Annotated in this window: 19 protein-coding genes; 7 read left to right on the top strand and 12 right to left on the bottom strand. The window is 74.8% G+C overall.

The features are described from left to right. Positions 1 to 199: 199 nt before the first annotated feature. Positions 200 to 1,612, top strand: coding sequence for an FAD-dependent oxidoreductase (locus V2S66_RS09915; protein WP_330794210.1), 1,413 nt, complete (start codon positions 200 to 202; stop codon positions 1,610 to 1,612). Between the two features lie 24 nt (positions 1,613 to 1,636). Here V2S66_RS09915 and V2S66_RS09910 read toward each other — a convergent pair whose 3' ends face one another. Beyond that, positions 1,637 to 2,191, bottom strand: coding sequence for a dihydrofolate reductase family protein (locus tag V2S66_RS09910; RefSeq protein ID WP_330794209.1), 555 nt, complete (start codon positions 2,189 to 2,191; stop codon positions 1,637 to 1,639). Further along, a complete protein-coding gene (locus V2S66_RS09905) occupies positions 2,188 to 3,201 on the bottom strand; it encodes a helix-turn-helix transcriptional regulator (protein ID WP_330794208.1) in 1,014 nt (337 codons plus the stop codon). Before V2S66_RS09905 ends, V2S66_RS09910 begins: the two co-directional genes overlap by 4 nt. Before the next feature lie 169 nt (positions 3,202 to 3,370). Here V2S66_RS09905 and V2S66_RS09900 point away from each other — a divergent pair, with 169 nt between their 5' ends. Further along, the gene (locus V2S66_RS09900; protein ID WP_330794207.1) at positions 3,371 to 5,128 is read left to right on the top strand and encodes a glycosyl hydrolase; all 1,758 of its coding nucleotides are present in this window, start codon (positions 3,371 to 3,373) and stop codon (positions 5,126 to 5,128) included. 71 nt (positions 5,129 to 5,199) lie between these two features. Here the strand turns inward: V2S66_RS09900 and iolD are convergent, their stop codons facing one another. The 6 genes from iolD to V2S66_RS09870 form a co-directional block, all read right to left on the bottom strand. Next, the gene (iolD, locus tag V2S66_RS09895) at positions 5,200 to 7,164 is read right to left on the bottom strand and encodes a 3D-(3,5/4)-trihydroxycyclohexane-1,2-dione acylhydrolase (decyclizing) (protein ID WP_330794206.1); all 1,965 of its coding nucleotides are present in this window, start codon (positions 7,162 to 7,164) and stop codon (positions 5,200 to 5,202) included. Continuing rightward, a complete protein-coding gene (gene iolB, locus V2S66_RS09890; RefSeq protein WP_330794205.1) occupies positions 7,161 to 8,147 on the bottom strand; it encodes a 5-deoxy-glucuronate isomerase in 987 nt (328 codons plus the stop codon). Before iolB ends, iolD begins: the two co-directional genes overlap by 4 nt. Positions 8,148 to 8,155: 8 nt before the next feature. Next, positions 8,156 to 9,034 carry a Cgl0159 family (beta/alpha)8-fold protein gene (locus V2S66_RS09885; protein WP_330794204.1) on the bottom strand — a complete coding sequence of 293 codons (879 nt, stop codon included), beginning with the start codon at positions 9,032 to 9,034 and terminating at the stop codon, positions 8,156 to 8,158. Then, complete coding sequence (gene iolC / locus V2S66_RS09880) at positions 9,034 to 10,005, bottom strand: 5-dehydro-2-deoxygluconokinase (protein WP_330794203.1); 972 nt, start codon at positions 10,003 to 10,005, stop codon at positions 9,034 to 9,036. The genes V2S66_RS09885 and iolC overlap by 1 nt, the downstream gene beginning before the upstream one ends. 3 nt (positions 10,006 to 10,008) lie before the next feature. Beyond that, positions 10,009 to 10,929: a TIM barrel protein gene (locus V2S66_RS09875; protein WP_330794202.1), complete on the bottom strand. Its 921-nt coding sequence runs from the start codon at positions 10,927 to 10,929 to the stop codon at positions 10,009 to 10,011. Between the two features lie 229 nt (positions 10,930 to 11,158). Continuing rightward, positions 11,159 to 11,902: a GntR family transcriptional regulator gene (locus V2S66_RS09870; protein ID WP_330794433.1), complete on the bottom strand. Its 744-nt coding sequence runs from the start codon at positions 11,900 to 11,902 to the stop codon at positions 11,159 to 11,161. Between the two features lie 167 nt (positions 11,903 to 12,069). On the opposite strand from V2S66_RS09870, the gene V2S66_RS09865 reads away from it, so the two are divergent. Beyond that, positions 12,070 to 13,065, top strand: coding sequence for a Gfo/Idh/MocA family protein (locus tag V2S66_RS09865; protein ID WP_330794201.1), 996 nt, complete (start codon positions 12,070 to 12,072; stop codon positions 13,063 to 13,065). A 66-nt stretch (positions 13,066 to 13,131) separates the two neighbouring features. On the opposite strand, the gene V2S66_RS09860 is transcribed toward V2S66_RS09865, so the two are convergent. Then, the gene (locus V2S66_RS09860; RefSeq protein ID WP_330794200.1) at positions 13,132 to 16,131 is read right to left on the bottom strand and encodes a glycoside hydrolase family 2 TIM barrel-domain containing protein; all 3,000 of its coding nucleotides are present in this window, start codon (positions 16,129 to 16,131) and stop codon (positions 13,132 to 13,134) included. Positions 16,132 to 16,320: 189 nt separating this feature from the next. Further along, complete coding sequence (locus tag V2S66_RS09855; protein ID WP_330794199.1) at positions 16,321 to 17,325, bottom strand: LacI family DNA-binding transcriptional regulator; 1,005 nt, start codon at positions 17,323 to 17,325, stop codon at positions 16,321 to 16,323. 247 nt (positions 17,326 to 17,572) lie between these two features. Between V2S66_RS09855 and V2S66_RS09850 the strand changes: the two genes are divergently transcribed. Next, positions 17,573 to 18,040, top strand: coding sequence for an SAM-dependent methyltransferase (locus V2S66_RS09850; protein ID WP_330794198.1), 468 nt, complete (start codon positions 17,573 to 17,575; stop codon positions 18,038 to 18,040). Between the two features lie 225 nt (positions 18,041 to 18,265). Here V2S66_RS09850 and V2S66_RS09845 read toward each other — a convergent pair whose 3' ends face one another. Continuing rightward, on the bottom strand, positions 18,266 to 18,760 hold the full coding sequence (locus V2S66_RS09845) for an RrF2 family transcriptional regulator (protein ID WP_330794197.1): 495 nt from the start codon (positions 18,758 to 18,760) through the stop codon (positions 18,266 to 18,268). Between the two features lie 164 nt (positions 18,761 to 18,924). Here V2S66_RS09845 and V2S66_RS09840 point away from each other — a divergent pair, with 164 nt between their 5' ends. From V2S66_RS09840 to V2S66_RS09830, 3 genes are all read left to right on the top strand, one after another. Then, complete coding sequence (locus V2S66_RS09840) at positions 18,925 to 19,662, top strand: SDR family oxidoreductase (RefSeq protein WP_330794196.1); 738 nt, start codon at positions 18,925 to 18,927, stop codon at positions 19,660 to 19,662. Between the two features lie 663 nt (positions 19,663 to 20,325). Then, the gene (locus V2S66_RS09835) at positions 20,326 to 21,630 is read left to right on the top strand and encodes an ANTAR domain-containing protein (RefSeq protein ID WP_330794195.1); all 1,305 of its coding nucleotides are present in this window, start codon (positions 20,326 to 20,328) and stop codon (positions 21,628 to 21,630) included. A 133-nt stretch (positions 21,631 to 21,763) separates the two neighbouring features. After that, the gene (locus V2S66_RS09830; protein ID WP_330794194.1) at positions 21,764 to 22,063 is read left to right on the top strand and encodes an STAS domain-containing protein; all 300 of its coding nucleotides are present in this window, start codon (positions 21,764 to 21,766) and stop codon (positions 22,061 to 22,063) included. Between the two features lie 69 nt (positions 22,064 to 22,132). Here the strand turns inward: V2S66_RS09830 and V2S66_RS09825 are convergent, their stop codons facing one another. Further along, the gene (locus V2S66_RS09825) at positions 22,133 to 24,682 is read right to left on the bottom strand and encodes a glycoside hydrolase family 9 protein (RefSeq protein ID WP_330794193.1); all 2,550 of its coding nucleotides are present in this window, start codon (positions 24,680 to 24,682) and stop codon (positions 22,133 to 22,135) included. Positions 24,683 to 24,800: the final 118 nt, after the last annotated feature.

The following is a 24,800-nucleotide window of genomic DNA, read 5'->3' as shown; positions in this document are numbered from 1 at the left end:
CGTGTCACGCACAACCGGGGACTGAGCCCCCGGATTTTCATTCACGTGCATGTAACGGGGGAAGAGTCCCCGGATATTTCGGTGCCCTCATGTGTCCTGCGTCACAGCGCGCCGGGCGCCGCAGCGGCGGCTCCGCGGCCGCCCGCACAGGGCAATCTGGAAGTGGCCGGCGGCGCGCGCGTCGCGGGACGCTCCCCGGATGGAGCTGCGACGATCCGCCGGACGCGCCACCCCCCGCCACGCCAGGGACCACGCCGTCGTCCTCGGCGCCAGCATGGCGGGCCTCCTGACGGCGACCGTGCTGAGCAGAACGTACGCGACGGTGACCATCGTGGAACGGGACGCGCTGCCAGAGGGAGCCGAGTACCGCCGCGGCGTGCCGCAGGGCCGGCACATCCACGCCCTGCAGGCCAGCGGCGTGCTGATCATGGAGGAACTGCTGCCGGGGCTGCGCGCCGAGACGGTCGCGGCCGGGGCGAAGCAGGGCGACCTGCTCGGCGGCATCCGCTGGCTCTTCGCCGGCCACCGGCTGCGCCGCACCGACATCGGGCAGCCGCTGCTGTTCTGCAGCCGTCCGCTGCTGGAGGGCCAGGTCAGGGCGCGGGTCGCGAAGCTGCCCGGGGTGAGCTTCGCCGACGGCCACGACGTCGTCGCACTGGCCACCTCACCGGACCGGCGCACCGTGACCGGGGTGCGCGTCGCCGCCTCCGGAGGTGCGGGCGGCGACGGCGGCGAGCGGGTCATCGACGCCGACCTCGTGGTCGACACGACCGGCCGCGCGTCGCGGACGCCGCGCTGGCTGGAGGAGCTGGGCTTCCAGCCGCCTCCGGTGGAGAAGATGACCGTCGACGTCGGCTACGCGAGCCGCAGCTACCGCATCCCGGCGGACTTCCTGCACGGCGACCGGCTGGTCCTGACCGGCTGCACCCCGCAGAACCTCCGCGGCGGCGGTGTCGAGACCATCGAGGGCGACCGCCACCTGGTGACGCTGCTCGGCATGCTCGGCGACCACCCGCCCACCGACTCGGAGGGGTTCGAGGCGTTCGCCGAGACCCTCCTGTTCCCCGACGTCATCGACGCCATACGGGCCGGCGAGCCGCTCGACGACCCGGTCGTGTTCAAGTACCCGGCCAGCGTGCGGCACCACTACGAGCGGCTGCGGGACTTCCCCGAGGGCCTGCTCGTGCTCGGCGACGCGGTGTCCGCGTTCAACCCGATCTACGGGCAGGGCATGACCTCCGCGGCCCTGCAGGCGCAGGCCCTCGCCCGGCAGCTGGCAGGCGGCGGGGCACCCGACTGGCGGCGCTTCTTCCGCGCCGCCTCCGCCGTGGTGGACGCCCCCTGGGACACCGCGACCGCCTCCGACCTCGTCTTCCCCGGCGTCCAGGGCCGGCGCACCCTGCGCACCCGGTTCGTCAACCGCTACGTGATCCGCCTGCAGGGCGCCGCGGTGAGCGACGTCTCGCTCGCCGAGGCGTTCGTCCGGGTCGCCGGGCTGGTCGCGTCGCCGCAGAGCCTGCTGCGCCCCGACCGGGCGATCAGGGTGCTGCTGCGCGGCCGGCCCTCGGGGTCGGGAGAGCCGCGGCGGCCGGTTCCCGCACCCCAGGGGTGAGCGCGCCCGGCCGGCCGGGCGCGGTCACGGTCGGGGCGTGAGGACCTCGTAGCGGGCGCAGAGGAAGGCGCCGTTGCGGTCGGCGGAGACCAGGCGCAGGTCGAAGGGGCGCGCGAAGAGCGGCCGGCCGGCGCCGAGGGTGACCGGGGCGACCGAGACGGTGAGGTCGTCGAGGAGCCCGGCCTGCGCGAAGGCGGCGGCGAGGTCCCCGCCGCCGACCACCCAGATGTCGCGCCCCGCGGCGGCCTCGGTGAGGGCGGCGTGGACGGGCCGGACGTCGCCCGAGGCGAAGCGGACGTCGGCGCCCGGCACCGGCGGGAAGGTCTCCGGGTCGCGGTGCGTCATCACCCACGCCGGGATGTCGTAGGGCCACGCCTCGCCCTTGGCGACGTGGTGGCGCAGCACCCAGTCGTACGTGGTCGCGCCCATCACCAGCGCCCCGATCCCGGCGATGAACTCCTGGTAGCCGAAGGGGCCTTCGGGGTCCACCTGCTGGCTCAGCAGCCAGTCGAGGGAGTCGTCCGCGGTGGCGATGAAGCCGTCGAGGGAGGTCGCGGTGTAGTAGTGCGTGCGGGTCATGCGAGGTCGCTCCTCAGCCAGTTGAGGGGGTCGCCGGTGGCCGCCGGCGACTCGGGGGTCGCCGCGGACCATGCGCCGTCCTCGCCCAGCAGGGTGCGGACGAGGTGGCGGCGGGCCGCGGCGAAGGTCAGGACGTGGGCGAGGATGCCGCCCAGGGTGAAGCTCTCCGGCGGGTCGCAGAGAGCGTCCACGACCCGGTCGGTCCAGGCGCCGCGGCGGTCGACGTCGCGCAGCACGGCGAGCCAGGCGGCCGCGGCGCGCTCGTGGCGTGCGGCGAGGGCGGCCGGGTCCGGGGCGGTCGCGGGAGCCGCCGGCGTGTCCGCGCCGGTGATCGAGGCGACCCAGGTCTCCTTCGTGTGGACGAGCGCCGCCAGCAGGTCGGCGGCCGACTCCTCCGGGCCGCCGAAGACGACGACGCGGGTCCCGGGCAGGCGGCGCGCCCGGTAGCGCTCGTCGGGCAGCGCGGCGGCCGCCGCCAGCAGGGCGCGGGTGTCGTCGACGTCGTGCCGCACCAGCAGCCACGTCACGTCGCCGAGGTCCCCGGCGCGCGGACCGGGGCCGCCCGGCGGGCGGCCGCCGGCGGAGGCGTCGCGCTCCTCGACCCACAGTGCCACCGGCGGATGGAAGTGGATGCCGTTCGGCGCGGGCAGCCAGTATCCGCGGACACCGCCGGCCGCCGCGGTGTCCGTCCCGGCGGCCGCCGCGCTCGGTGCGTGGCCGTAGGACCGCCGGAAGGCGCGCCCGAAACCCTCGACGGACTCGTACCCGGCGGCGAAGGCGGCGTCCGTCACCGACGAGCCGTGCCGCAGCTGCCAGGCGGCGCGCTCCAGCATCACCCGGCGGCGCATCGCCACCGGGGGCTCGCCGGCGTCGCGGGTCAGCCGCCGGCTGAAGTGGAAGGGCGAGGCGTACGCGCCGCCCGCCATCTCCGCGAGGCTGCGGTGGTCCTCGGCCAGGACGGCGTCCAGCAGTTCCCGCAGCCGGTCCCGGCCTGTGCTCTCGTCGCTCACCCGTGCAGTCTCGCGCGCCGCGGCGCCCTCGCGCCCGACCGATCTTGCGCAGGCGTGACGCGGCGTGCGGCAGCGGCTCCGCGTGTGTCCGACCCATTGACGGGAGCGTTTCCGTCTGCGTCGATGGGAGCGCTCCCATCGACTCTTCCCCCCACTCGAGGAGACAGCCTTGGTTTCCCCCGCACCACACCCCCGCAGACTGCTGCGGCTGCTGGTCGCCGGACTGCTCGCCGTCCCGGCGGCCGCGGCGCTCACCCCGGGCAGCGCGCACGCCGACACCCCCTCGGCCACGGTGTACCAGGCCGAGGACGGCGCGCTGAACGGCGTGAGCGTCGGCACGTCCGTCTCCGGCTACCAGGGCGCCGGCTACGCCGAGGGCTTCGACGAGTCCGGCGACACCCTGACGATCACCGTCCCGGACAGCCCCGGCGGTCTGTACGCCCTGTCCGTCCGCTACGACGGCCCGTACGGCGACAAGAAGGCGAACCTGCTGGTCAACGGCAGCGGCGTCGGCGAGGTCTCGCTCCCCGCCAGCGCCACCTGGACCGACGCCGCCGCCGGCGACGTGCTGCTGAAGGCCGGCGCCAACACCGTGACCGTCAGCGACGACTGGGGCTGGTACCTGATCGACTCGATCTCGCTCACCCCGGCGCCGGCCCGGCCCCCGCACGCGGTGACCGGTCGCCTGACGGACCCGCAGGCCACCCCGGAGGCCAGGTCGCTGATGACGTACCTGGCCGCGAACTACGGCAAGGACATCCTCAGCGGCCAGCAGGACTCCGCCCACGAGCAGTGGCTGGAGGCCAACGTCGGCAAGGCCCCGGCGATCGAGGGCCTGGACATGATGGACTACTCCCCCAGCCGGGTGGAGCGCGGCACGGTGGGGACGGACACCGACAACGCCCTCGCGTGGGACAGGCGCGGCGGGATCACCGCCTTCGTCTGGCACTGGAACGCCCCCACCGACCTGATCGACCAGCCCGGCGAGGAGTGGTGGCGCGGCTTCTACACCGACGCCACCACCTTCGACGTGCAGGCGGCGCTGGCGGACCCGGCGTCCGCCGACTACCAGCTGCTGCTGCGCGACATCGACGCCATCGCCGTACAGCTCAGGCGCCTGCAGGACGCCGGGGTGCCGGTCCTGTGGCGGCCGCTGCACGAAGCCGAGGGCGGCTGGTTCTGGTGGGGCGCCAAGGGCCCGGGGCCGGCCAAGGCCCTCTACCGGCTGATGCACGACCGGCTCACCAGGGTCGACGGCATCCACAACCTGATCTGGGAGTGGAACTCCGTCGACCCCGCCTGGTACCCCGGGGACGACGTGGTCGACCTGGTCAGCGCCGACTCCTACCCGACCGCCGGCGACCACGGGCCGGTCGCGCTGACGTACGACAGGGAACTGTCCCTCACCGGCGACACCAAGGTGGCCGCCCTCTCCGAGGTCGGCACCGTCCCCGACCCGGACCTCCTGCGCGCCTACCAGGCCGACTGGTCCTACTTCGTGACCTGGGGCGGCTTCGAACAGGACGCGGCCAGCAACTCGCTCGACTTCCTCAAACGGGTCTACGGCGACCCGTACGTCATCACCCTCGACGAACTCGGCGACTTCAAGCACAGTGCCGGTGGAAGCGGCGCCTGCACCGCGAGTTACCGCACCACCAGCGACTGGGGCAACGGCTTCACCGTCGACGTCACCGTCAAGGCGGGCGCCAGGGCGCTCACCGGCTGGAAGGTCACCTGGACGTTCGCGGGCAACCAGAAGGTGACCAACGCCTGGAACGCGGCGGCCACCCAGTCGGGAGCCGCGGTGACCGCGACGAACATGGGCTACAACGGCAGCCTCCCTGCCGCGGGCACCACGTCCTTCGGCTTCCAGGGCGCCTACAGCGGAACGAACCAGGCCCCGACCCTCACCTGCACCATGAGCTGACCGCCCGCTCCCCCGCCGCCCGGAGCAGACCCCGCCGCTCCGGGCGGCCGGGATCTCGTGGCCACCGCGGGTCACTCACCGCCGGCCTCCTCCGCGAGCGGCGACGCCGGTGCCAGGAGCGGCCGTTGGGCGTCCTTGGAGGCGGCGTAGCCTTCGTGGGCGGCCCGCGTCGAGTCGAGGGTGGACACCGCGCTGACCGGTACGTCCCACCAGCTCTCGCTGTCGGGCGAGGGCACCAGCGGGTCGGTCTCGACGTGGATGACGACGGGACCGCCGTCCGCCGGCCACGCCTTGGCCTCGGCGATCGCCGCTTCGAGCGCGGCGCGCGAGCGCACCTCGATGACGTGGGCACCGAGGCTGCGGGCGTTCGCGGCGAGGTCGGTGGGCAGCGGCGGGCCGTCGAGGCGGCCGTCGGCTGACCGGTAGCGGTACCGCGTGCCGAACCGCTGCGAGCCGAGCGACTCCGACAGCGAACCGATGGAGTGGAACCCGTTGTTCTGCACCAGGACGACGACGATCTTGACGCGCTCCTGGACGGCGGTGGCCAGTTCGGTGGGCATCATGAGGTAGCCGCCGTCGCCGACCATCGCGAAGACGTCGCGGGTGCCGTCGGCGAGCCGTACACCGATCGCGCCGGGGATCTCGTAGCCCATGCAGGAGTAGCCGTACTCGACGTGGTAGGCCTTGCGGTCCCGGACCCGCCACAGCTTGTGCAGGTCGCCGGGCATCGACCCGGCCGCGCACAGGACGACGTCCCGGGGGTCGGTGTGCTCGTTGACGCAGCCGAGGACGGCCGCCTGGGTGAGGACGCCCGGCGCGAGGCGGCCGGTGACCGAGGCGTCCGGGTGGTAGGCCGCGTCGACGGTGGCGTCCCAGGCGGCCCGCAGGCCCTCCTGCCGCTCCTCGTGGGACGCCGGGACGTGGTGGCCGGCGACGGCCGCGGTGAGCGCGGTCAGCGCCTCGCGGGCGTCGGCGACGACGGACAGGCCCGCGTGCTTGCCCGCGTCGAAGGCGGCGACGTTGACGTTCACGAAGCGCACGCCGGGGTGCTGGAAGGCGGTGCGTGAGGCGGTGGTGAAATCGCTCCAGCGGGTGCCGACGCCGATGACGAGGTCGGCCTGCCGGGCCAGCGCGTTGGCGGCGGCGGTGCCGGTCGAGCCGACCGCGCCCATCAGCCGCGGATGGCCGTGCGGCAGCGACCCCTTGCCGGCCTGGGTCTCCCCGACGGGGATGCCGGTGGCCTCGGCGAAGGCGCGCAGCGCCTCCTCGGCGCCGGAGTAGTGCACGCCGCCGCCGGCCACCAGCATCGGCCGCCGGGCGGCGCGGACGAGGCCGGCGGCCGCGGCGATCCTGGCGGTCTCGGCCGGCGGGCGGGCGATGTGCCAGGTGCGCGGCGCGAACAGCTCCACCGGCCAGTCGAACGCCTCGGCCTGCACGTCCTGCGGCAGGGCGATCGTCGCCGCGCCGGTCTCGACCGGGTCGGTGAGCACCCGCATCGCGCCGAGCAGCGCCGACGGCAGCTGCTCGGGCCGGGTGACCCGGTCGAAGAACCGGGACAGCGGCCGGAAGGCGTCGTTGACGCTGATGTCGCCGGCGTACGGCTGCTCCAACTCCTGCAGCACCGGGGTGCTCACCCGCGTCGCGAAGGCGTCGGAGGGCAGCAGCAGCACCGGGATGCGGTTGACCGTCGCCAGCGCCGCGCCGGTCAGCATGTTCGTGGAGCCGGGGCCGATGGAGGCGGTGCAGGCCCACGTCTCGAGGCGGTCCTGCTGCCGGGCGTAGGCGACCGAGGTGTGCACCATGGCCTGTTCGTTGCGGGCCAGCACGTAGGGCAGGCGCGGCCCGCCGGTGTCGTCCCGCTCCATCTGGAGCAGGGCCTGCCCGAAGCCGGCGACGTTCCCGTGGCCGAAGATCCCGAAGACGCCGGCGAAGAAACGCCGTTGCCGGCCGTCGCGCTCCGACCACTGGGCGGCCAGGAAGCGGGCGGTCGCCTGAGCCACCGTCAGCCGCACCGTGGCCGTGTGCTCGCTGCTCATCGCGTCCCTCCTGAGGCCGGGCCGGACAGCGGGAGCCGCCCGTCGAACGGCTGGTCCCGCCAGGTGTCGCGGACCCAGGCGTGGGCGGGGTCGTCGCAGATGAGCCAGGCCCGCTCGGGGCCGGGGCCCGCCATCACGTTGAGGTAGTACAGGTGCGCGTCCGGCGCGGCCATCGACGGGCCGTGCCAGCCGTGGGGCACCAGGACGGCGTCGCCGGTGCGCACCTCGGCGAGCACGTCGATCGGCCGGCCGGGGTCCGAGGCGTAGACCCGCTGGTAGCCGACGGGGTCGGCGCCGCGCGGGTCGGTGGACCGCGTCTCGAAGTAGTAGATCTCCTCCAGGGCGGTCTCCTGCCCTGGGTGTTCCGCGTCGTGCTTGTGCGGCGGCCACGAACTCCAGTTGCCGGCCGGGGTGACGACCTCGCAGGCGATGATCGCGTCGGCGTCGAGTACCGCCGGGGTGCCGAAGTTGCGCACCTCCCGCGAGGCGCCGCCCGCGCCGCGCCGCTCGACCGGCACCTGCGCGGCGCCGAGCCGGCGGAAGGCCCGCGCCCCGCCGGCGGCCGCGCCCGTGGGGACCAGCGCGCCGGCCACCGCGACCCGCGCGTGGTCCGCCGCGGCCCGTACGGTGATCCGCGAGCCGGCGGGCGCGTAGGCGACGTCGGTGGGCCCGGCGAAGACGTCGGCGCGGCCTTCCAGCGGGGCTTCGTGGGTGGTCCCGTCGGGGGTCCGCACGGTGACGTGCACCCCTCCGGACAGCGGCACCACGATGTGCTCCCAGCCGCCGGCGTCCAGGACGCGCTCGGCCGAGCCGGTCAGCGTGGCCGTCCGCAGGCTGGTGTGGCGCCAGCCGGGGCGGGCGTCGGTGACGGCGAGGTCCCATCCCTCGCCGCCCGCGGTGCCGCGGGGCAGCACCCACCGGGTGTCGCCGTCCGCCCGGCGGTCGGCCGGAGAGTCCGCCCAGGCGTTCATCTGGGAACTCATCTGCGCGTTCACCTGGCGCTCCCGTGGGTGAGGTCGGCCGCGATGTCGACGGCGGCGGCGACGTCGCCGCCGGGCGGGTAGAGCAGCGCACGTCCGACGACGAGCCCGCGCACCTGCGGGATGCGCAGCGCGGCGCCCCACGCGGCGTAGGTGTCGCGGGGGTCGCCCCGCGGGTCGCCGCCGAGCAGCAGCGTGGGCAGCGTGGTGGCGTCGAGCACCCGGTCGAGGTCGTCGACGACGGGCAGCTTCAGCCAGGTGTGGGCGCTGGTCGCGCCGAGGCCGCTCGCCACGTGGATGGACCGGATGACGCTGTCGGGGTCGAGGAGATTGCGTGAGCGGCCGTTCTCGCGCACCGAGAGGAAGGGCTCGATCATCGCCATCAGGCCGTGTTCGGCGAGGCCGGTGACGGCGGCCGCGGTCGCTTCGAGCGTCGCCGCGGTGCCGGGGTCGCCGAGGCAGATCCGGGTGAGGGTCTTGCCGCCGTCGAGTCCCTGCGCGGCGACGGCCTGCGGGGTGTACGCGGTGAACCGGTCGTCGAACTCGAAGACCGCGCCCTGGATTCCGCCGCGGTTCATCGACCCGATGACCACCTTGTCCTCCAGCGCCCCCATGAGCAGCAGGTCGTCCAGCAGGTCGGGGGTGCTGAGCACGCCGTCGACGCCGGGGCGCTCCAGCGCCGTCGCGAGGCGGTCCAGCAGGTCGCTGCGGCTGGCCATGGCCCGGCCGTCGCCGCGCACGCCCAGCGCGCCGCGGGCCGGGTGGTCGGCGGCGACGACGAGCAGCCGGCCGTCCTCGCCGAGCAGCGGGCGCCGGGAGCGCTTCTGCCAGCACCGTCCGATCCGCTCGGGCTCGCGGGCCCGGATCTCGGTCAGCTCCGCGGTGTCCATCACGCCGTCCTTTCGCGGGGCGCCGCCCCGGTGGCGAGGGCGGCCTCGACCTCGGCCGTCGTGGGCATGGCGGTCGAGCACGCGAGGCGGGAGGCGACGATGGCGCCCGCGACGTTGGCGAACTCGACCACCCGGCGCAGCTCCCAGCCGCTGAGCAGGCCGTGGACCAGCGCGCCGCCGAAGGCGTCGCCGGCGCCGAGGCCGTTGACCACCTCGACCGGGAACGGCGCGACCTCGACCCGCTCGGCGCGGGTCGCGGCGAGCACGCCCTTGGGGCCCTGCTTGACGACGGCCAGTTCGAGGCCGCGCGCCAGCAGGGCGTCGGCGGCACGCTGCGGGTCGCTCTCCCCGACGGCCACCTGGCACTCCTCGCGGTTGCCGACCGCGACGGTGACGTGGTCCAGGGCCCGGCCGACCTGTTCGCGCGCCTCCTCCGGCCGGGCCCAGAACATCGGCCGGTAGTCCAGGTCGAGGACGGTGACGCCGCGGCGGCCGCGCGCCCGCCAGGCGGCGAAGTGCGCGGACCTGCTGGGCTCCGCGGACAGGCCGGTGACGGTCGCCCAGAAGACCGCGGTGTCGCGGATGTCGGCCAGCGGCAGGTCGGCCGGCTCGATCATCAGGTCGGGTGCGGCGCCGTGCCGGTAGAAGTAGAGCGGGAAGTCGTCGGGCGGGAAGACCTCGCAGAAGGTCACCGGGGTCGGCGGTCCCGCCGGATCGGAGATCGCGGTGACGTGCTGCGGGTCGACGCCGAGCCGCGCGGCCTCGGCCCGCACGTAGCGGCCGAAGGGGTCGTCGCCGACGCGGGTGATCAGCGCGGTGCGGCGGCCGTGGCGGGCCGCGGCGACGGCGACGTTGGTCGCGCTGCCGCCGAGGAACTTCTGGAACGTCCGCACGTCCTCCAGGCCGACCCCGTGGTCGAGCGGGTAGAGGTCGACTCCGGTGCGCCCGAGGGTGACGAGGTCGTGGGCCACCGCTCACTCCCCCGCAGGGGCGGGCGCGGGCCGCCCGGCGGTGTCGAGGGAGAGCAGGTACGCCACGCAGGCGCGCACGTCGTCCAGCGGGTCCGGGCCGCCGCCGGGGCCGGGCGGCGCGTGCAGCACGGTGTCCTGCTCCAGCACGTACCAGCCGGCGTAGCCGCTGTCCTCCAGCAGCCGCACGATCGCCGCGATGTCGACGTCTCCGGCGCCGAGCCGGGTGTACATCCCGTCGGCGACGGCCGCGGTGTAGGTCGTCTCCCCGGCGCGCACCCGCCGGGCCAGCGCCAGTCTCACGTCCTTGAGGTGGACGTGGGCGACGCGGTCGGGCCAGCGGCGCGCGACGGCGACCGGGTCGCCGCCGCCGACCAGCAGGTGCCCGGTGTCGAGGCAGAGCCCGATGCCGCAGCCCTCCAGCACGCGCTGCGTCTCCTCGCCCGACTCGATCATGGTGCCGACGTGCGGGTGCAGGGTCGCGGTGAGTCCGGCGGCGGCCGCTGAGGCGGAGATCCGGTCGAGGTTGGCGAGCAGGCGGGTCCAGCCGTCGTCGTCGAGCGCCGGGCGCGTGTCGTAGCCGTCGGTGCCGGTGGCGGCCGCGATGACCACGGTGCCGGCGTCGGCGGCGAGCAGGCCGGCGATCGCCGCCTCGACCTGCGGCAGCGGGTCGTGGCCGGGGTCGTGCAGGACGACGGGCACGAACTGGCCGACCGCGCGCAGGCCGTACGAGGCGAGGGTGGCCGCCTTGTCCGCGGGTGCGTCGGGCAGGAACCCCTCCGGGCCGAACTCGGTCGCGCTCAGGCCGACGTCCTTCATCTGCCGCAGGACGAGGTCGGGTTCGAGCTGGTGGCCCCAGCCGGGCACCTCGCACACGCCCCAGGAGATCGGCGCCCCGGCGATGCGCCGGGCGAGCGGGGCGGTCACCGGCGTGCTCCCGCAGCGCGCGGCTCCACCGGTCCTCGCGCGCCTGCTCCGCCGCTCCGCATCGCGTGCCCCTCCTCCCGTCCGCCGCCGGCCGCGCCGGGTGTCCTCCCGGACGCACGCCAGGCGGCCCGGTCCTGCTGCGTCGAGCCTGCCTCGTGCAGCGACAGCATGTCCACCTTTTGTCCTGACATTGCGACTTTCACTCCTCCGGTGCGGCGAGGTCCTGCGGTCAGTGTGCGGCGACGGTCATCGCGAACGAGTACCGCGACGCCCGGTAGACGTGGGAGCCGTACTCGACCGGGCGTCCCGAACCGTCGTGCGCGGTGCGGACCATGGTCAGCAGGGTGGCACCGCGCGACTCGTCGAGCAGCCGGGCCTCCGCGGCGGTGGCCCGGCGGGCGCCGATCGTCTGGTCCGCGCCGCTCAGCCCCACCCCGCAGCGGCGCAGCAGCGGGTAGAGGCCGGACTCGCCCAGTGCCTCCCGGGTCAACTCGACCAGGCCCGGCGGCAGGTGGTTGTGCAGGATGGCGATCGGCTCGCCGTCCGCGAGGCGCAGCCGGCGGATCGTGACGACGTCGGAGCCCTCCTCCAGCCGCAGCGCGGCGGCCGTCTCGGCGCCGGCGGGCGCCGTCCCTATGGACAGCACCTCGGTGCTCGGACGGCGCCGGTCGCGCTCCAGGTCCTCGTAGAGGCTGGTGAACTCCAGCCGGCGGCGGATGCGGTCGGCCACCACCTGGGTGCCGACGCCGCGCTTGCGGGCCAGCAGTCCCTTGTCGACGAGGTGCTGCATGGCCTGACGCATCGTCGGGCGGGACAGCCCGAACTGGTCGGCCATCGCGACCTCGTTGCTCAACCGGGTGCCGGGCGGAAGCACCCCGGTCTCGATGAGGTGCTGCAGCTGCTGCGCGAACTGGAAGTACAGCGGCACCGGACTGCCGCGGTCGATGGTGATCTGCTTCCCGAGTGACTCCACGTCCACGTCCACCCCTCCTGGAGGCTCCTGCCGAAGGACGCCAGTATGACTCATCGCCCACCATACTCCGTACGTCCATATGTCATAACAAAGTCTTGCCTTGTCCTCCGCCGGAGAGTAGAAAAACAGGTGGCCGCTCCGGTCCTCCGCACGAAAGGCACCCGCACATGCGCATCGGACTCATCGGCACGGGCCGCATCGGCGCGTTCCACGCCGTCACCCTCGCCGGGCTGCCCGCCGTGACGGGCATCGTGGTGCACGACGCCGACGAACGCTCCGCGCGCGCGGTGGCCTTGGAGGTCGGGGCACAGTACGCGGGCGACCTGGACGGGCTGCTCGGCGCCGGTCTGGACGGCGTCGTGGTCGCCGCGCCCACCGCCTTCCACGCCGGACTCGTCCTCGCCGCCGGGAAGGCCGGGCTGCCCACCTTCTGCGAGAAGCCGGTGGCCGGCACGCTGGAGGAGACCGACACGGTGCTCGCCGCCCTCGACGCGGCGTCCGTCCCGCTGCAGATCGGCTTCCAGCGCCGCTTCGACGCCGGCTACCAGGCGGTGCGCGAGGCGGTCGCCGACGGGCGGCTCGGCTGGACGCACACGCTGCGCGCCTGCACCTCCGACCCGGCCCCGCCGCACCCCGGCTACCTCCCGGCGTCCGGCGGCATCTTCCGCGACTGCTCGGTGCACGACTACGACATCGTCCGCTGGGTCACCGGCCGTGAGGTCGGCGAGGTCTACGCGACCGGGGCCAACCGCGGCGAGGGCTTCTTCGCGGCCGCGGGCGACGTCGACACGGCGGTCACCCTGCTCACCCTGGACGACGGCACGCTGGCCAGCTGTACGGCCACCCGCTACAACGGCGCCGGCTACGACGTGCGGCTGGAGGTCTGCGGCTCCAAGGGCACGCTCGCCGCGGGCCTGACCGACCAGGCGCCGCTGACCTCGGCCGAGGGCGCCCCCTGGCCGGCCGGCACACCGTACGGCGGCTTCATGGAGCGCTTCCGGCACGCCTACCGCGCCGAACTCTCCGCGTTCACCGAGGTGGTGGCGGGCGCCAGGCCCAGTCCGTGCACCGGGCAGGACGCCCGCGCCGCCCTCGCGGTCGCGGAAGCCGCGGTGCGCTCGCGCGCCGAGGGCCGCCCGGTGCGGCTCGCGCCGCCGGTCTGACCCGCCGGCGCGACGGCCGGTCCCGTACGCCGCGGGCGGAAGGGGCCGGCCGCGCCGAGCCGTCGTTCAGCCCGCCGACATGCGCAGCCGCAGGGTGCGCGCCTCCGGGCGCAGCGCGAACTCGGGCCACACGTCGGGGCCGCAGGCCCGGGAGCCGAGTCCGTGCTGCGCCGCGTCGACGATCAGGTGGGCGGCCGTCGAGGCGGGCAGCTCGAACGGGTGGGCGGCTCGGGCGATCTGCTGCGGGGTGTGGCGGCTGAGCGTGAAGCCGGGGCGGCGTCCGCGGGTGTCCGGCAGGGCCGCGATGCGCACCACCTCGGTCCCCGCGCTGGTCAGCGCCAACTCCCGCACCTGGGAGCGGTGTCCGGTCTCCTGCGGGCGCGCGTACGGCACGGACAGCTCACCGATGCCGGCCGAGAAGCGGCCGGTGCGCGCCGCGCGCAGGCTGTCGGGGTAGGACTCCAGCGGGCCGAGCCCGAACCACCGGGCGCCGTCGACGGGTCGCGCGCCGTCGGGCAGCTCGAAGCTGACGCCGATCCGCGGCCACACCGTCGGCCAGCCGCTCGACGGCGTGATCTCCACGCGCAGTTCGAGCTCCTCGCCCTCCAGCGACCAGACGGACTCCACCGTCACCCACCGCGCGGAGTTCGCCGCCGAGACCCGGTCCAGGGTGCGCAGCGCGTCCGCGGCGCGCTCGACGCGCAGGCGCCGGGTGGTCAGCCGGTCGAGGCCGTCGCGGCGCCACAGCGCGGCGTTGGACACCCCGGCGACGCTCGCGTCGCTCTCCTCGACGGCGCCGGAGACGCCTTCGTCGTTGTCGGTGGGCGCGCGGAACAGTTCCAGCCGGGGGCCCGCGAAGGGCTGCCCCGCCAGCGCGGAGAGCGTCCCGCCGTCGAACTCGGCGCTGCCGAGGGTCAGCGTCCCGCCGTCGGACCGCCAGCCCGTCCTCGGCCGCACGGCGGGCGCGGGCCGCGGGCCCGAGCGGTCCAGCTGGGCGGTCGCGACCACGTGGCCCTCCTGCGCCCAGGCCGTCCCGGCGGCCAGCACCGCCTCCACGGTGAGCCAGGTCTCCGCGTCGCGCGCCACCGGGACCGGCGGCAGCGGCGCCCGCGCCGCGCCTCCGGCGGCGACCGCGGGGAGCGCCAGCTCCCCAGAGGCCACCGGCGTCCCGTCGTGCTCGACGCGCCACAGGAACCGCAGGTCGGAGGTGTCGGCGCTGTGCCGCAGGTTGGCGATCAGCACCCCGCCGTTGTCGCCGTCGGCGTCGCCGCCGAAGGTGAAGCGGACCGGCTGCACGACGGCCTTGAACTCGTACAGGCTCGGGGTCGGGACGTCGTCGCTGAGCAGCATGCCGTCCATCACGAAGTTGCCGTCGTGCACGACCTCGCCGAAGTCGCCCCCGTACCCGAAGTACGGGGAGCCGTCCGGGGCGGTCGTCGCGATGCCGTGGTCGCGCCACTCCCACACGAACCCGCCGTGCAGCCGCGGGTGGCGGTCCACCAGCGCCTCGTACTGGTCCAGCGCGCCGGGGCCGTTGCCCATCGCGTGGGCGTACTCGCACAGCAGGAAGGGCCGGGTGCGCTGCCGTGCGCCCTGCGCCGGGGTGCAGTGGAGCAGCGGCGCGCGCGAGCCGTCGGTGCCGATCTGCTCGGTCTCCAGGACCGAGGAGTACATGCGCGAGTAGACGTCGGTGTACTCGCCCGCGTGGTCGCCCTCGTAGTGCACGGGCCGGCCGGTGTCGCGGGCGTGCACCCACGCCGACATCGCGGCGAGGTTGGCGCCGGTGCCCGCCTCGTTGCCGAGCGACCAGATCACCACGCTGGGGTGGTTCTTGTCGCGCTCGACGGTGCGGGTGACGCGGTCGAGGTACGCCTCGCGCCACCGCGGGTCGTCGCTGGGGTTGCCGGCCCAGCCGACCGCGTCGAAGCCGTGCGTCTCCAGGTCGCACTCGAGGACCACCCAGAAGCCGAGTTCGTCGGCGAGGTCGAGCAGCCGGGGGTGCGGCGGGTAGTGGCTGGTGCGGATCGCGTTCACGTTGAACCGCTTCATCCGCGCGAGGTCCTCGCGGGCGTGCTCCTCGTCGAAGACCCGGCCGCGCTCGGGGTGGGTCTCGTGGCGGTTCACGCCGTGGAAGACCACGCGGCGGCCGTTGACCAGGAACCGGTCGCCGCGGATCTCGACGGTGCGGAAGCCCGCCCGCAGCGTCACGGTCTCGGCGGCCGTCGCCACGGTGACCTCGTACAGCCGGGGCTGCTCGGCCGACCAGGGCTCCACCGGCCCGACGTCGAAGGGCGTGACGTCCTCAGGGCTCGTCCAGACCCGCTCGACGCCGAGTTCGGGGACACGCAGGGTGACCGGGAAGGCCGCCGGGCCCGCGGTGACCTCGGGCTCGATCCGGCCGCGGCCGCCGTCGAAGCCGGCGCGCAGCCAGACGTCCTCGACGCCGCCCGCCGGCCGGGCGAGGAGCGTGACGTCGCGGAAGACGCCGGGCAGCCACCACTGGTCCTGATCCTCCAGGTAGCTGGCCGCCGACCACTGGTGGACGCGCACCGCGACGACGTTGCCGCCGGGGCGTACGGCCTCGGTCACGTCGAACTCGTGGGTCAGCCTGCTGCCGCTCGCGCCGCCGATCTCGACGCCGTTCACCCACAGCCGGAAGAACACCTCGACGCCGTCGAAGCGCAGCAGCACCCGCTCGGCCCGCGACCACCGCTCCGGCAGCTCGAAGCGGCGGCGGTAGTCACCGGTGGGGTTCTCGTCCGGCACGTGCGGCGGGTCGATCGGGAAGGGGTACTGCACGTTGGTGTAGATCGGCCGACCGTAGGCCCCGTCGCCCTGGAGCACCCAGTGGGAGGGCACCGGGATGGCGTCCCAGCCCGCGTCGTCGAACACCTCGGCCGCGAAGTCCTCCGCCACGGACGCGGTGGCCGACAGCCGGAACCGCCAGGGCCCGTTCAGCGAGAGGCTCGGGGCGTCGGTGTGCAGCCACGAGCGCGCCGCACGCAGCGCGCCGCGCGCCGGGGCCGGGTCCGAGAGGTACGAGAGGTCCGCGGAGGAGGAGGGCACGAGGTCACGACGCTTTCTCGAGAGCGGGGGCTTGGCGGCTGGACGGGAGGACGCTGACGCCTCAAGGCGGCCGGCCGGATGGCCGTGAGCGCTCCCGTGAACGTTCACGGCTGCGCGAATTTTCGGGAAGTCTGCGCTCCGGCGCGGACGAAAGTCAAGACATACGGGTCGCTCGGCAGGCGGGCGCGGTCAGGCGGAACCGGCCAGCCGCAGCTCGGCCCGGACCACCAGGTCCGCTGCCTCCAGCGGCTCGGCGCCGGTCAGCAGCCGCCCCACCTGGTCGATGGCGAGCGCGCCGAGCCGCCGGGTGTCGAGCGCGACGCTGGACAGCGGCGGCTCCACGAGCGCGCCGAGCGCCAGGCCGTCGAAGCCGATGACCGCGAGATCGCGCGGGACGCTCCGGCCGAGCCGGCGGGCCTCGCGCAGGGCTCCGACGGCGACGATGTCGTTGAAGGTGAAGACCGCGGTGACCTCCGGGTGCTCCGCGAGCAGCGCCCGCAGGCCCGCTCCCCCGCCGTCGGCCGACTGTGCCGCGCCGGCCACCAGACCCGCGTCGACGCCGTGCGCCGCGGCGGCGGCGGTGAACCACTCACGCCGCGGGCTCGGCGCGGCGCGGCCCACCTGGTCGAGCATGCCGATCCGGGTGTGGCCTCGGCCGACCAGGTGGGCGACCGCGGCGCGGACCCCCTCCTCGCCGTCGATCCGGATCGCGCTGAACCGGGCCGTCCGCGGCTCCCGGTCGATGAGCACCATGGGCATGCCGCGGGTGAACTGGTCGAGTTCGTCCTCGGAGCAGCTGAAGTAGCCGACCACCGCGTCCACTTGCGTGCCGATCACCTGGAGGGTGCCGATCTCCTCCGCGGCCCGGTCCGCGGTGTCGTACACGACCACGTGCCAGCCGCGGGCCCGCGCCGCCTCCAGCGCGGCGGCGGCGACCTCGGTGAAGAACGGGTTGAGCAGGTCCGGGACGACCAGCCCGATGGTGGTGGTGTCCTGGCGGACCAGGCCGCGGGCGAACCGGCTCGGCCGGTAGCCCAGCTCGCGGGCCGCGTCGAGCACGCGCTGCTTGGTGGAGACCTCGATCTCGTCCTTGCCGTTCAGCGCGCGCGACACGGTCTGCCGGGACACCCCGGCGGACCGCGCGACGTCATGGATCGTGACCCTCCGGGGCTCCGACCCCGACGATGACCCCATCGCGCACCTCCAGCGCTCGCCGGCGCCGACGCGCCCGCAGGGCCCGAGTATGCCCGACCCGCCCGCCGCGCCTCCCCCGCGCGACCCGGCCCGGACGTGCGTCTGACGCGGCGTCGGGCGGCCGGCGGGCGGGCGCACGGCCGCCACGCGCGGCTTCGGTGATCACCCACCACGGCGCGGGACCGACGCAGTAGTGTCCCAACCCTAGGACCGGATGAGGCACCGCCCGAAGAGAGAGAACCGACCCATGCCAAGCTTCGAGGTCACACCGATCGGTACTGTCGTGAACGACCGGACGGAGATCCAGCACACGGACAACTGGGGCGCAGTCCGCAGCACGATCACCGTCGACGAGCGCTTCGGGGAGGCGTGCCTCCAGGGTCTTGAGGGCTTCTCCCACGTGGAGGTCCTCTTCGTCTTCGACAAGTTCCCCGAGCTGGACGAGTTCGGCGAACCGCGTCCGTACCGCGGTCTCGCCGAGTTCCCTCCCGTCGGCATCTTCGCCACCCGCGGCCCGCGCCGGCCGAACCGGATCGGGACGACGTGCTGCGCCATCGAGTCCGTCAACGGCCGGGAGTTGACCGTGGTGGGCCTCGACGCGGTCTCCGGCTCCCCGGTCATCGACCTGAAGCCGGCGATGGCGGAGTACCACGCGGCAGGCGTCACGCAGCCGCAGTGGGTCACCGAGATGATGGCGGACTACTTCAAGCCGTAGCCGTACCCGTAGCTGCTGCTGTAGCCGTATTCGTAGCCGCTCGCCCGCCGCCGGGTCGGCGGGAACTTCGCTCGACGCCGCCCGGCGGCCGGGTCAGGGTCGCCGGAGTGCGCGTCCGGGCCCGCGGCGGCCCGACGCGCCGGGACCGGAGGATCGAAGCGGCCAGCTACCGGCGAAGGGCGAGTGACGCCACCTCGCCCAGCGCCGCGGGCCGCGCCGCCGCGGTCAGTCGGCGGGCGGTGAGGGCACGCCGGCGAGCCAGGCGGCGACGCCGGGCAGCGCGTCAGGCCCGGAGTCCTCGGTGACGTCGCGGGCGAGGTCCGCGACGGTCACAGCCTCCAGGGCGCCGCGCCACGCGGCCTCCGCGCCGGCCATCGCGCGGGCGATCGGGCACGCCCGGACGCAGTCCTCGGGGGACGCGGCCAGCGGTCCGCGCTGCCGGATCTCCGTACAGACGAAGGCCGGCCCGGGGCCGTCGACGGCCCGGACGACGTCGAGCAGGCTGATCTCCCCGGCCGGCCGGGTCAGCACGTAGCCGCCCGCCTTGCCCTGCACGGAGTGCACCAGGCCGGCCCGCGAGAGCGCCTGCAACTGCTTGGCCAGATAGCTGGCGGAGACGTCGTGCAGCTCCGCCAGCCGCGCCGCGGGCACCGGCTCGGCGGCCGCGGTCAGCACGACGCAGCAGTGCAGCGCCCACTCGACTCCGCCCGACAGCTTCATGGCCGGCTCAGCTCCTTCCGATGGCGTTTGACTCGGACAAAGGTTATCCGACTATGATCCCGGACAAGAAGTGTCCGAGTTGGCGACGCGGCAAGGGCACCCCCGTGCCCGCGGGCACGGCACTCGCCCGCACCGGCGCGTCCCTTCGACGAGAGGCGGAAACCATGAACATCACGGTCATCGGCGGCACCGGGCTGATCGGCTCCCAGGTCGTGCGGAACCTCACCGCCGCCGGGCACAGGGCGACGGCCGCGTCGCTCTTCACCGGCGCGGACGTGATCTCGGGCAAGGGCCTGGACGAGGCGCTGAAGGGCGCCGACACGGTGGTCAACCTGACGAACTCGCCGACCTTCGACGACGCGTCGCCGGAGTTCTTCCGCACCTCGATGGGCAACGTGCTGGCCGCCGGGGACGCGGCGGGCGTACGGCACCAGATCGTGCTGTCGATCGTCGGCGTGGACCAGGTGCCGGCGCTGGACTACTACCGCGCGAAGGCCCTCCAGGAGGAGTTGCTCCGGCAGGGGCCGACGCCGTACTCCGTGGTGCGGGCGACGCAGTTCTTCGAGTTCATGGACGCCGTGCTGTCCTGGACGTCCGACGACTCCGCCGTCCGGCTGCCCGCCACCCCGATCCAGCCGATCGCAGCCGCCGACGTGGCCGCCGCGGTGACCGACGTCGCGGTCGGCGCGCCGCTCCAGGGCATCAGGAACGTCGCGGGCCCCGACGTCCTCACCCTCGACGAGCTGGGCAGGATCACCCTGGCGGCGCGCCAGGACGCCCGTCCGGTGGTCGTCGACGACCAGGCAGGGATGTTCGCCGCCGTGTCCGGCGACGTGCTGACCGGCGGCCCGGACGCCCGCCTCGCCCCCACGCACTACCAGGACTGGCTCGCGGCCCGCTGACCGCGCACCTCCGGGGGTCCGCCGGTCAGGGCGTTTGCTCGCGCCACAGGTCGGCGAACTGCCGCTGCTCGCCAGGAGCACGCGGACCGGCGCGCCGGCGTGCGACCGTGAGCCCGTCACAGCGTGCACGGCCCGCAGGCCGGCCACCGCCGCGCGGCTCTGGCGCGGCCGGTCGCCGGCAGGGTGGGCGTCCCGGGCGCCCGGCTCGGTCAGCTGGGCGACCTCCTCGCGGCGCAGGCCCACGGCCCGGCGGCGTACCCCTTCGGGCAGCCCGACACCGGCGGATCGCAGCGCCGCACGGCGGCGCCCGCGGCGCCCGTGCCCGCGCTGCTCTCCGCCACCCGGGACCCCCACCCGGATGCGCGCCGCGCCGCGGTGACCTCGCTCACTCCCCACCTGACCGACCCGCGGGTGCGCGGGCGCTGCTCCCGGCGGCCGACGACGCCGACGTCCGCGCCTGCGCCTGCCGCGCGCCGGCTCCCTGAGCCGGCCGGCCGCCTCCACGAGGAGCGCGTCCCCGCAGCTCCGCGAGGTGCGGGGCCCGGGGGAGGCGGGTGGGGAGCGTCTGGCCGTGCCGGGCGGCGAGCCCGTACCGTACCGTGATGCGGCCCGCGCGGTGCCGGCCGCGCGATGGCGGGCTCTCGCGGGAGGGGGAGGCACGGAATGGCTCAGAACGGCCAGGTCCGGGCGGGTGCGGAAGTGGTCCGGCTGGCGGGTGGCGTCTCGGTGTGGGTGGTGCGGGCGCAGGGCGCGGCTCTCACCGCGCACCACCCCGCCCTGCGGACCGCGGCCGCGCCTGCGTCCGGCTGCCGCGTCGTCGTCCTGGACGCCGGCGCGCTGGAGACGGTCACCGCCGCCGGGCTGCGGGAGCTGGCGGCGTGCGCGGCGGAGCTGTCCAGGTCGGGCTGCCGGCTGACCGCCGCGGGCGTCCCGGCGGCGCCCGGACGCCTGCGGGACGCGATGGCCGGCGTGCGCACCGCCCCCTCCCTGGCGGCCGCGATCGCCGACGCCTCCCACGAGGCGTCCCGCGCCGCCACCCCCTGCGGCCCGGCGGACCGCACGACCGCGCGTCGCGGTGACGGCGGTTCCGGCGAGCGGCCGGCCGGCGGCGAACCCGCACTCGTCGCCGCCGACGGTTTCGGCGACGACCTGCCGGCCCCGGTGCGCCGGCGGATCGACGATCTCCTGGCGCAGGTCCGCGAGGCCCGCGCACGCGCCGAGACCCATCCGCTGGTCGCGCAGGCACAGGGCATCCTCCAGGAGCGCTACCGGCTCCGCGACGGGCAGGCCGCCTTCGAGCTGATGAGGGCCAGCTCGCAGCGGCACAACGTGCGCCTGCGGGTGCTGGCCTCCGCGGTGATCACCGCGGCAGGGCCGCGGGCGCTGGACCAGCCGTGGTTCCCGGGGCGCGGACGGCTGCCTGCGCCGCCGCTGGGATTCGCCGGCGGTCTCGACCCCCGCCATGCCAACGCCGCCGAGGTCCTCACCGCGACGCTCGACCGCGCGCTCGACATCGCCGGGACCGGCATGGGCAACCTCCAGCTGCTCGACCCGGCCAGCGGCGACCTGCGGATCGAGCAGCACCGCGGGCTCAACGACCAGTTCGTCACCTTCTTCGACCGCGTCGGCAGGCACGGCACCTCGTGCGCGCTCGCCGCCGAGCAGTCCCATCGGGTGAGCGTCACCGACGTGGCCACCGACCCCGTCTTCACCGCCGAGGCCCGCGACACCATCCTCAGGGCAGGCAGCCGCGGTTGCCACAGCACGCCGCTGCTCAGCGAGCGCGGCGCTCTCGTCGGCATGGTCTCCTCGCACCACGAGCGCCCGGTCGCCCCGCTCACCGCCGCCCAGTCGGCGGCGCTGGACGGGATGGCCGAGCAGGCCGGCCACTGGCTGGACTGGCACCGCCGCACCGTCGTCCTGGACACCCTGGAGGACCTGCACGACCGCGCCGTGCGTCCGTCCTGACCCGCCGTCGCGCCGGGGCCGGCACCTGAGGCGTGGACGGCGCGGCGTCGCTGTGGGTCACGTGACGTAGGATGACTGGTGCGGGTCAGGAAGCGGCCCCGTAACGTGCGACAGCAGCTACGGGAGCGTATGCGTGGACATCCTGGCCTATCGCGACCGCAGCATGGTCGTCGTGGAAGTACCCGGCATCATCGACATGGACGACCAGCAGCCGGTTTTCGACGCCCTGCGCGCCGAAGTCGACCGCTGCGCCGAGCCGTTGATCGTCGTCAGGATGCTCGATCCCCTGGTCACCAGCGCGGGTCTGCATGTACTGGACGACGCTCACCGGTACGCCCGGGCGCGCGGCATCGCGCTGCGGGTCGTCGTGCACCCGATGGCCGTGCGCGTCTTCGACGTCGTCGGCCTCGACCACCTGCTGCGGGAGGAGTGACCCGCGTCCCGCGTGCGCCGCTTCGCCCCGGACGCCGTGGCGCGGCGCCCCGGGCGAAGCGGCGGCGGCTCACCCGGTGCTGCAGGGCGTCCCGTTGAGGGCGAAGCCGTGCGGCGCCGCGTTGCTCGCGGTGTAGGTCGCGGTCAGGCCGACGTCCACGCTTCCGCCGGCCGGCACGGCCGCGTTCCATCCGGCGTCCTTCGCGGTGACCTGCTGGCCCGACTGCGTGACGGCGGCGTTCCAGGCGTTGGCGATGTGCTGGTCACCGCCGAACGTCCAGGTCAGCGTCCATCCGTTCAGCGCGGACGTACCCGTGTCGACCGCCTTGACGTCGGCCTGGAACCCGCCGGACCACTGGCCGGTCAGGGTGTAGGCGACCCGGCAGGCCACGCCGGGTGGCGGCGTGCCGGTGCCGCCGGTGGCTCCCGCCGTGGTGCCCGCACTGGTGCCGGCCGAGGTGCCGGAGGTGGTGCCCGAGGTGCTGCCCGCCGTCGTCCCGGCCGTGCTCCCGGAGGTCGTACCTGACGTCGTCCCGGCGGTCGTCCCCGCCGAACCGCCCGCTGTCGTCCCCGCGGTGGTGCCCGACGTCGTGCCGCCCGAGGTCGTTCCGCCGCTGCCGTCGGGCTGGACCCCCCACACCTGCGTGGTCCCGTCGTAGAGGACCACGTGGTCGACCGTCACCGGGGTGGCGCCCGCCGTGGCCGCGACCCCCTGGTACGACCAGTCGCCCGCCGGGTCGTGGGCGCCGGGGAAGGTGAGCCGGAACTGCACCTCGCGGTGGTAGGCCGACTGGCCGGCCGGCGCGATGTCCTGGCCCTCGCAACTGACCGTCACGTAGTAGACGCTGCCGGCGTAGCGGGTCGGCCCGGTCGGCGCCGCGCACTGGTCGTACGGCGAGCTGAGCGCGACCTGGGAGGGGTCGGTCCCCGGGTCCAGGGTGAAGTACCAGCGGAAGGAGCCGTGCAGCAGGTGCCGCGCCGGCCAGCCCGAGGTGTTGACCACCTGCGCCTTGATCTCGTAGAAGTTCGCGCCCGCGGTGTTCACGGCGGCCTGGACGTACTCCTCGGGTCCGGTGGGCGTCTCCTTCGGCGGGAAGCCCGTTCGCGGGGCGCCGCCGTACGCGGCCGCCAGCGCCGCCAGCGCGCCGGAGAAGCCGGCGTTGTAGTCCAGCGCCCCTTCCGTTTCGCCGTAGTTGGACCGCTCGTCGGAGAAGGCGTCGTCGGCCGAGCCCGGCCCGCCGACCAGCAGGCCGTAGTCGAGGTGGCGGGTGGCCGCGGGGTCGTTCATCGACTGGTCCCAGGAGCCGTGCGCGGTGCGGTTGTGCGGGTTGGCCGGCCACGCCGTGTTGGCACCGGAGTTGGTGAACCCGATCTCGTAGCTCTCGTGCCGCGGGTTGTCGCCGAGGATGTAGTCGATCTGCCGCGCGCCGAAGGCGCGGTAGGTCTGCGCCTTCGCCGCGTCCTTGCCCTGCGCGGTCAGCCAGGACGCGAACTGCAGCGCGGCGAAAGCCGTGTTGGCGGAGTACCGGAGTGATCCCCAGGTGTCGAGGAACGCCTCTCCGCCGGGCGAGTAGGCGACCTTCTGGCCGTTCACGCCGGTGGTCCACCAGTCCAGCCAGCGCTCCGCGTCGTCCACGTAGACCTGCTTGCCGGTGAGTTCGGCCAGCAGCACGTAGTCGCCGTAGGACTTGTCGTCCCAGGCCAGCGTCCAGTTGTACTCGGGGGTGGTGGTCTGCTGCATCTTCGGCAGCTGGGCGTAGGAGGCCTCGGCCTTGGCCAGGTAGGCGCTGTCGCCGGTGGCGCGGTACAACCACAGGGCGCCCCAGACCAGTTCGTCCCAGTAGCCGCTCCAGGAGTTGTAGTAGCCCTGGGCGCCGGTGACGCACTTGTCGTAGGTGCCCCGGTAGGTGTCCGCGAAGGCGTACAGCTGCTTGGCGTTGGTCAGCAGGGTCGCCGCGTAGGCCGGGTCGCTCGGGGTGAACAGCATGCTGGAGGAGGCCAGTGCGGCCGCCGTCTCCCCCGCCAGGTCGGAGCCAGGGCAGGAGGCGTCGATCTTGTAGGCGGGCCGCGGCTCCGGGTTGACCTCGGCCGGGCCCCAGAAGGCGTGGTCGCTGCTGCCGTCGCCGACCTGGCCGTAGAGCACGTTCGGGGACGGGTGGGCCTTCAGCAGCCAGTCGTCGCCCCACCGCAGGTTGCGCAGCAGGTAGGCGCTCTGGCCGGAGGCGGTGTAGCCGGGGGCCTCGTCGATGCCGCCCCAGCCGAGCATGGTCATCGAGAAGGCCATCGGGAAGCCGAACTTCACCTCGTCGCCGGCGTCGTGGTACCCGCCGGTCAGGTCGAGGCCGACGTCCCTGCCGTCGGCGAGGTCCGAATCGCCGCGCCAGCTCACGCGGTTGTCGGCGGGAAGCTTGCCGGAGCGCTGGGACTCGTAGAAGAGCATCGAGTCCTGGAGCGCCTCGCCGTAGTCGTACGTGGTCGCCGCGGCCGGCCGGGCCGAGGCCGCGTGGGCGGCGCCCTGGGCGGCGAGGCCGGTCAGTGGAAGCAGCACGGCGACGGCGGCGGCCACCAGCGGGCGGCGACGGCGGCCGGCGCGCGTCGGCGGAAAGCGGAGTGCGGGCACGCGTCCTCCTGGGAGAACGAGGAGTGGGGGGAAGGCGCTCCCGCCGCGGCCCGAACGCGGCGGACGGGTGGGGGGTGGACGCGGGCGGGGGGGGGGGGGGGGGGGCCCCCCCCCCCCC

This window comes from Actinacidiphila polyblastidii (assembly GCF_036353415.1).
GTDB lineage: Bacteria > Actinomycetota > Actinomycetes > Streptomycetales > Streptomycetaceae > Actinacidiphila > Actinacidiphila polyblastidii.
The sequence above is the reverse complement of the archived record's forward strand: the minus strand, read 5'-3'. Positions and strand labels throughout refer to the sequence as shown.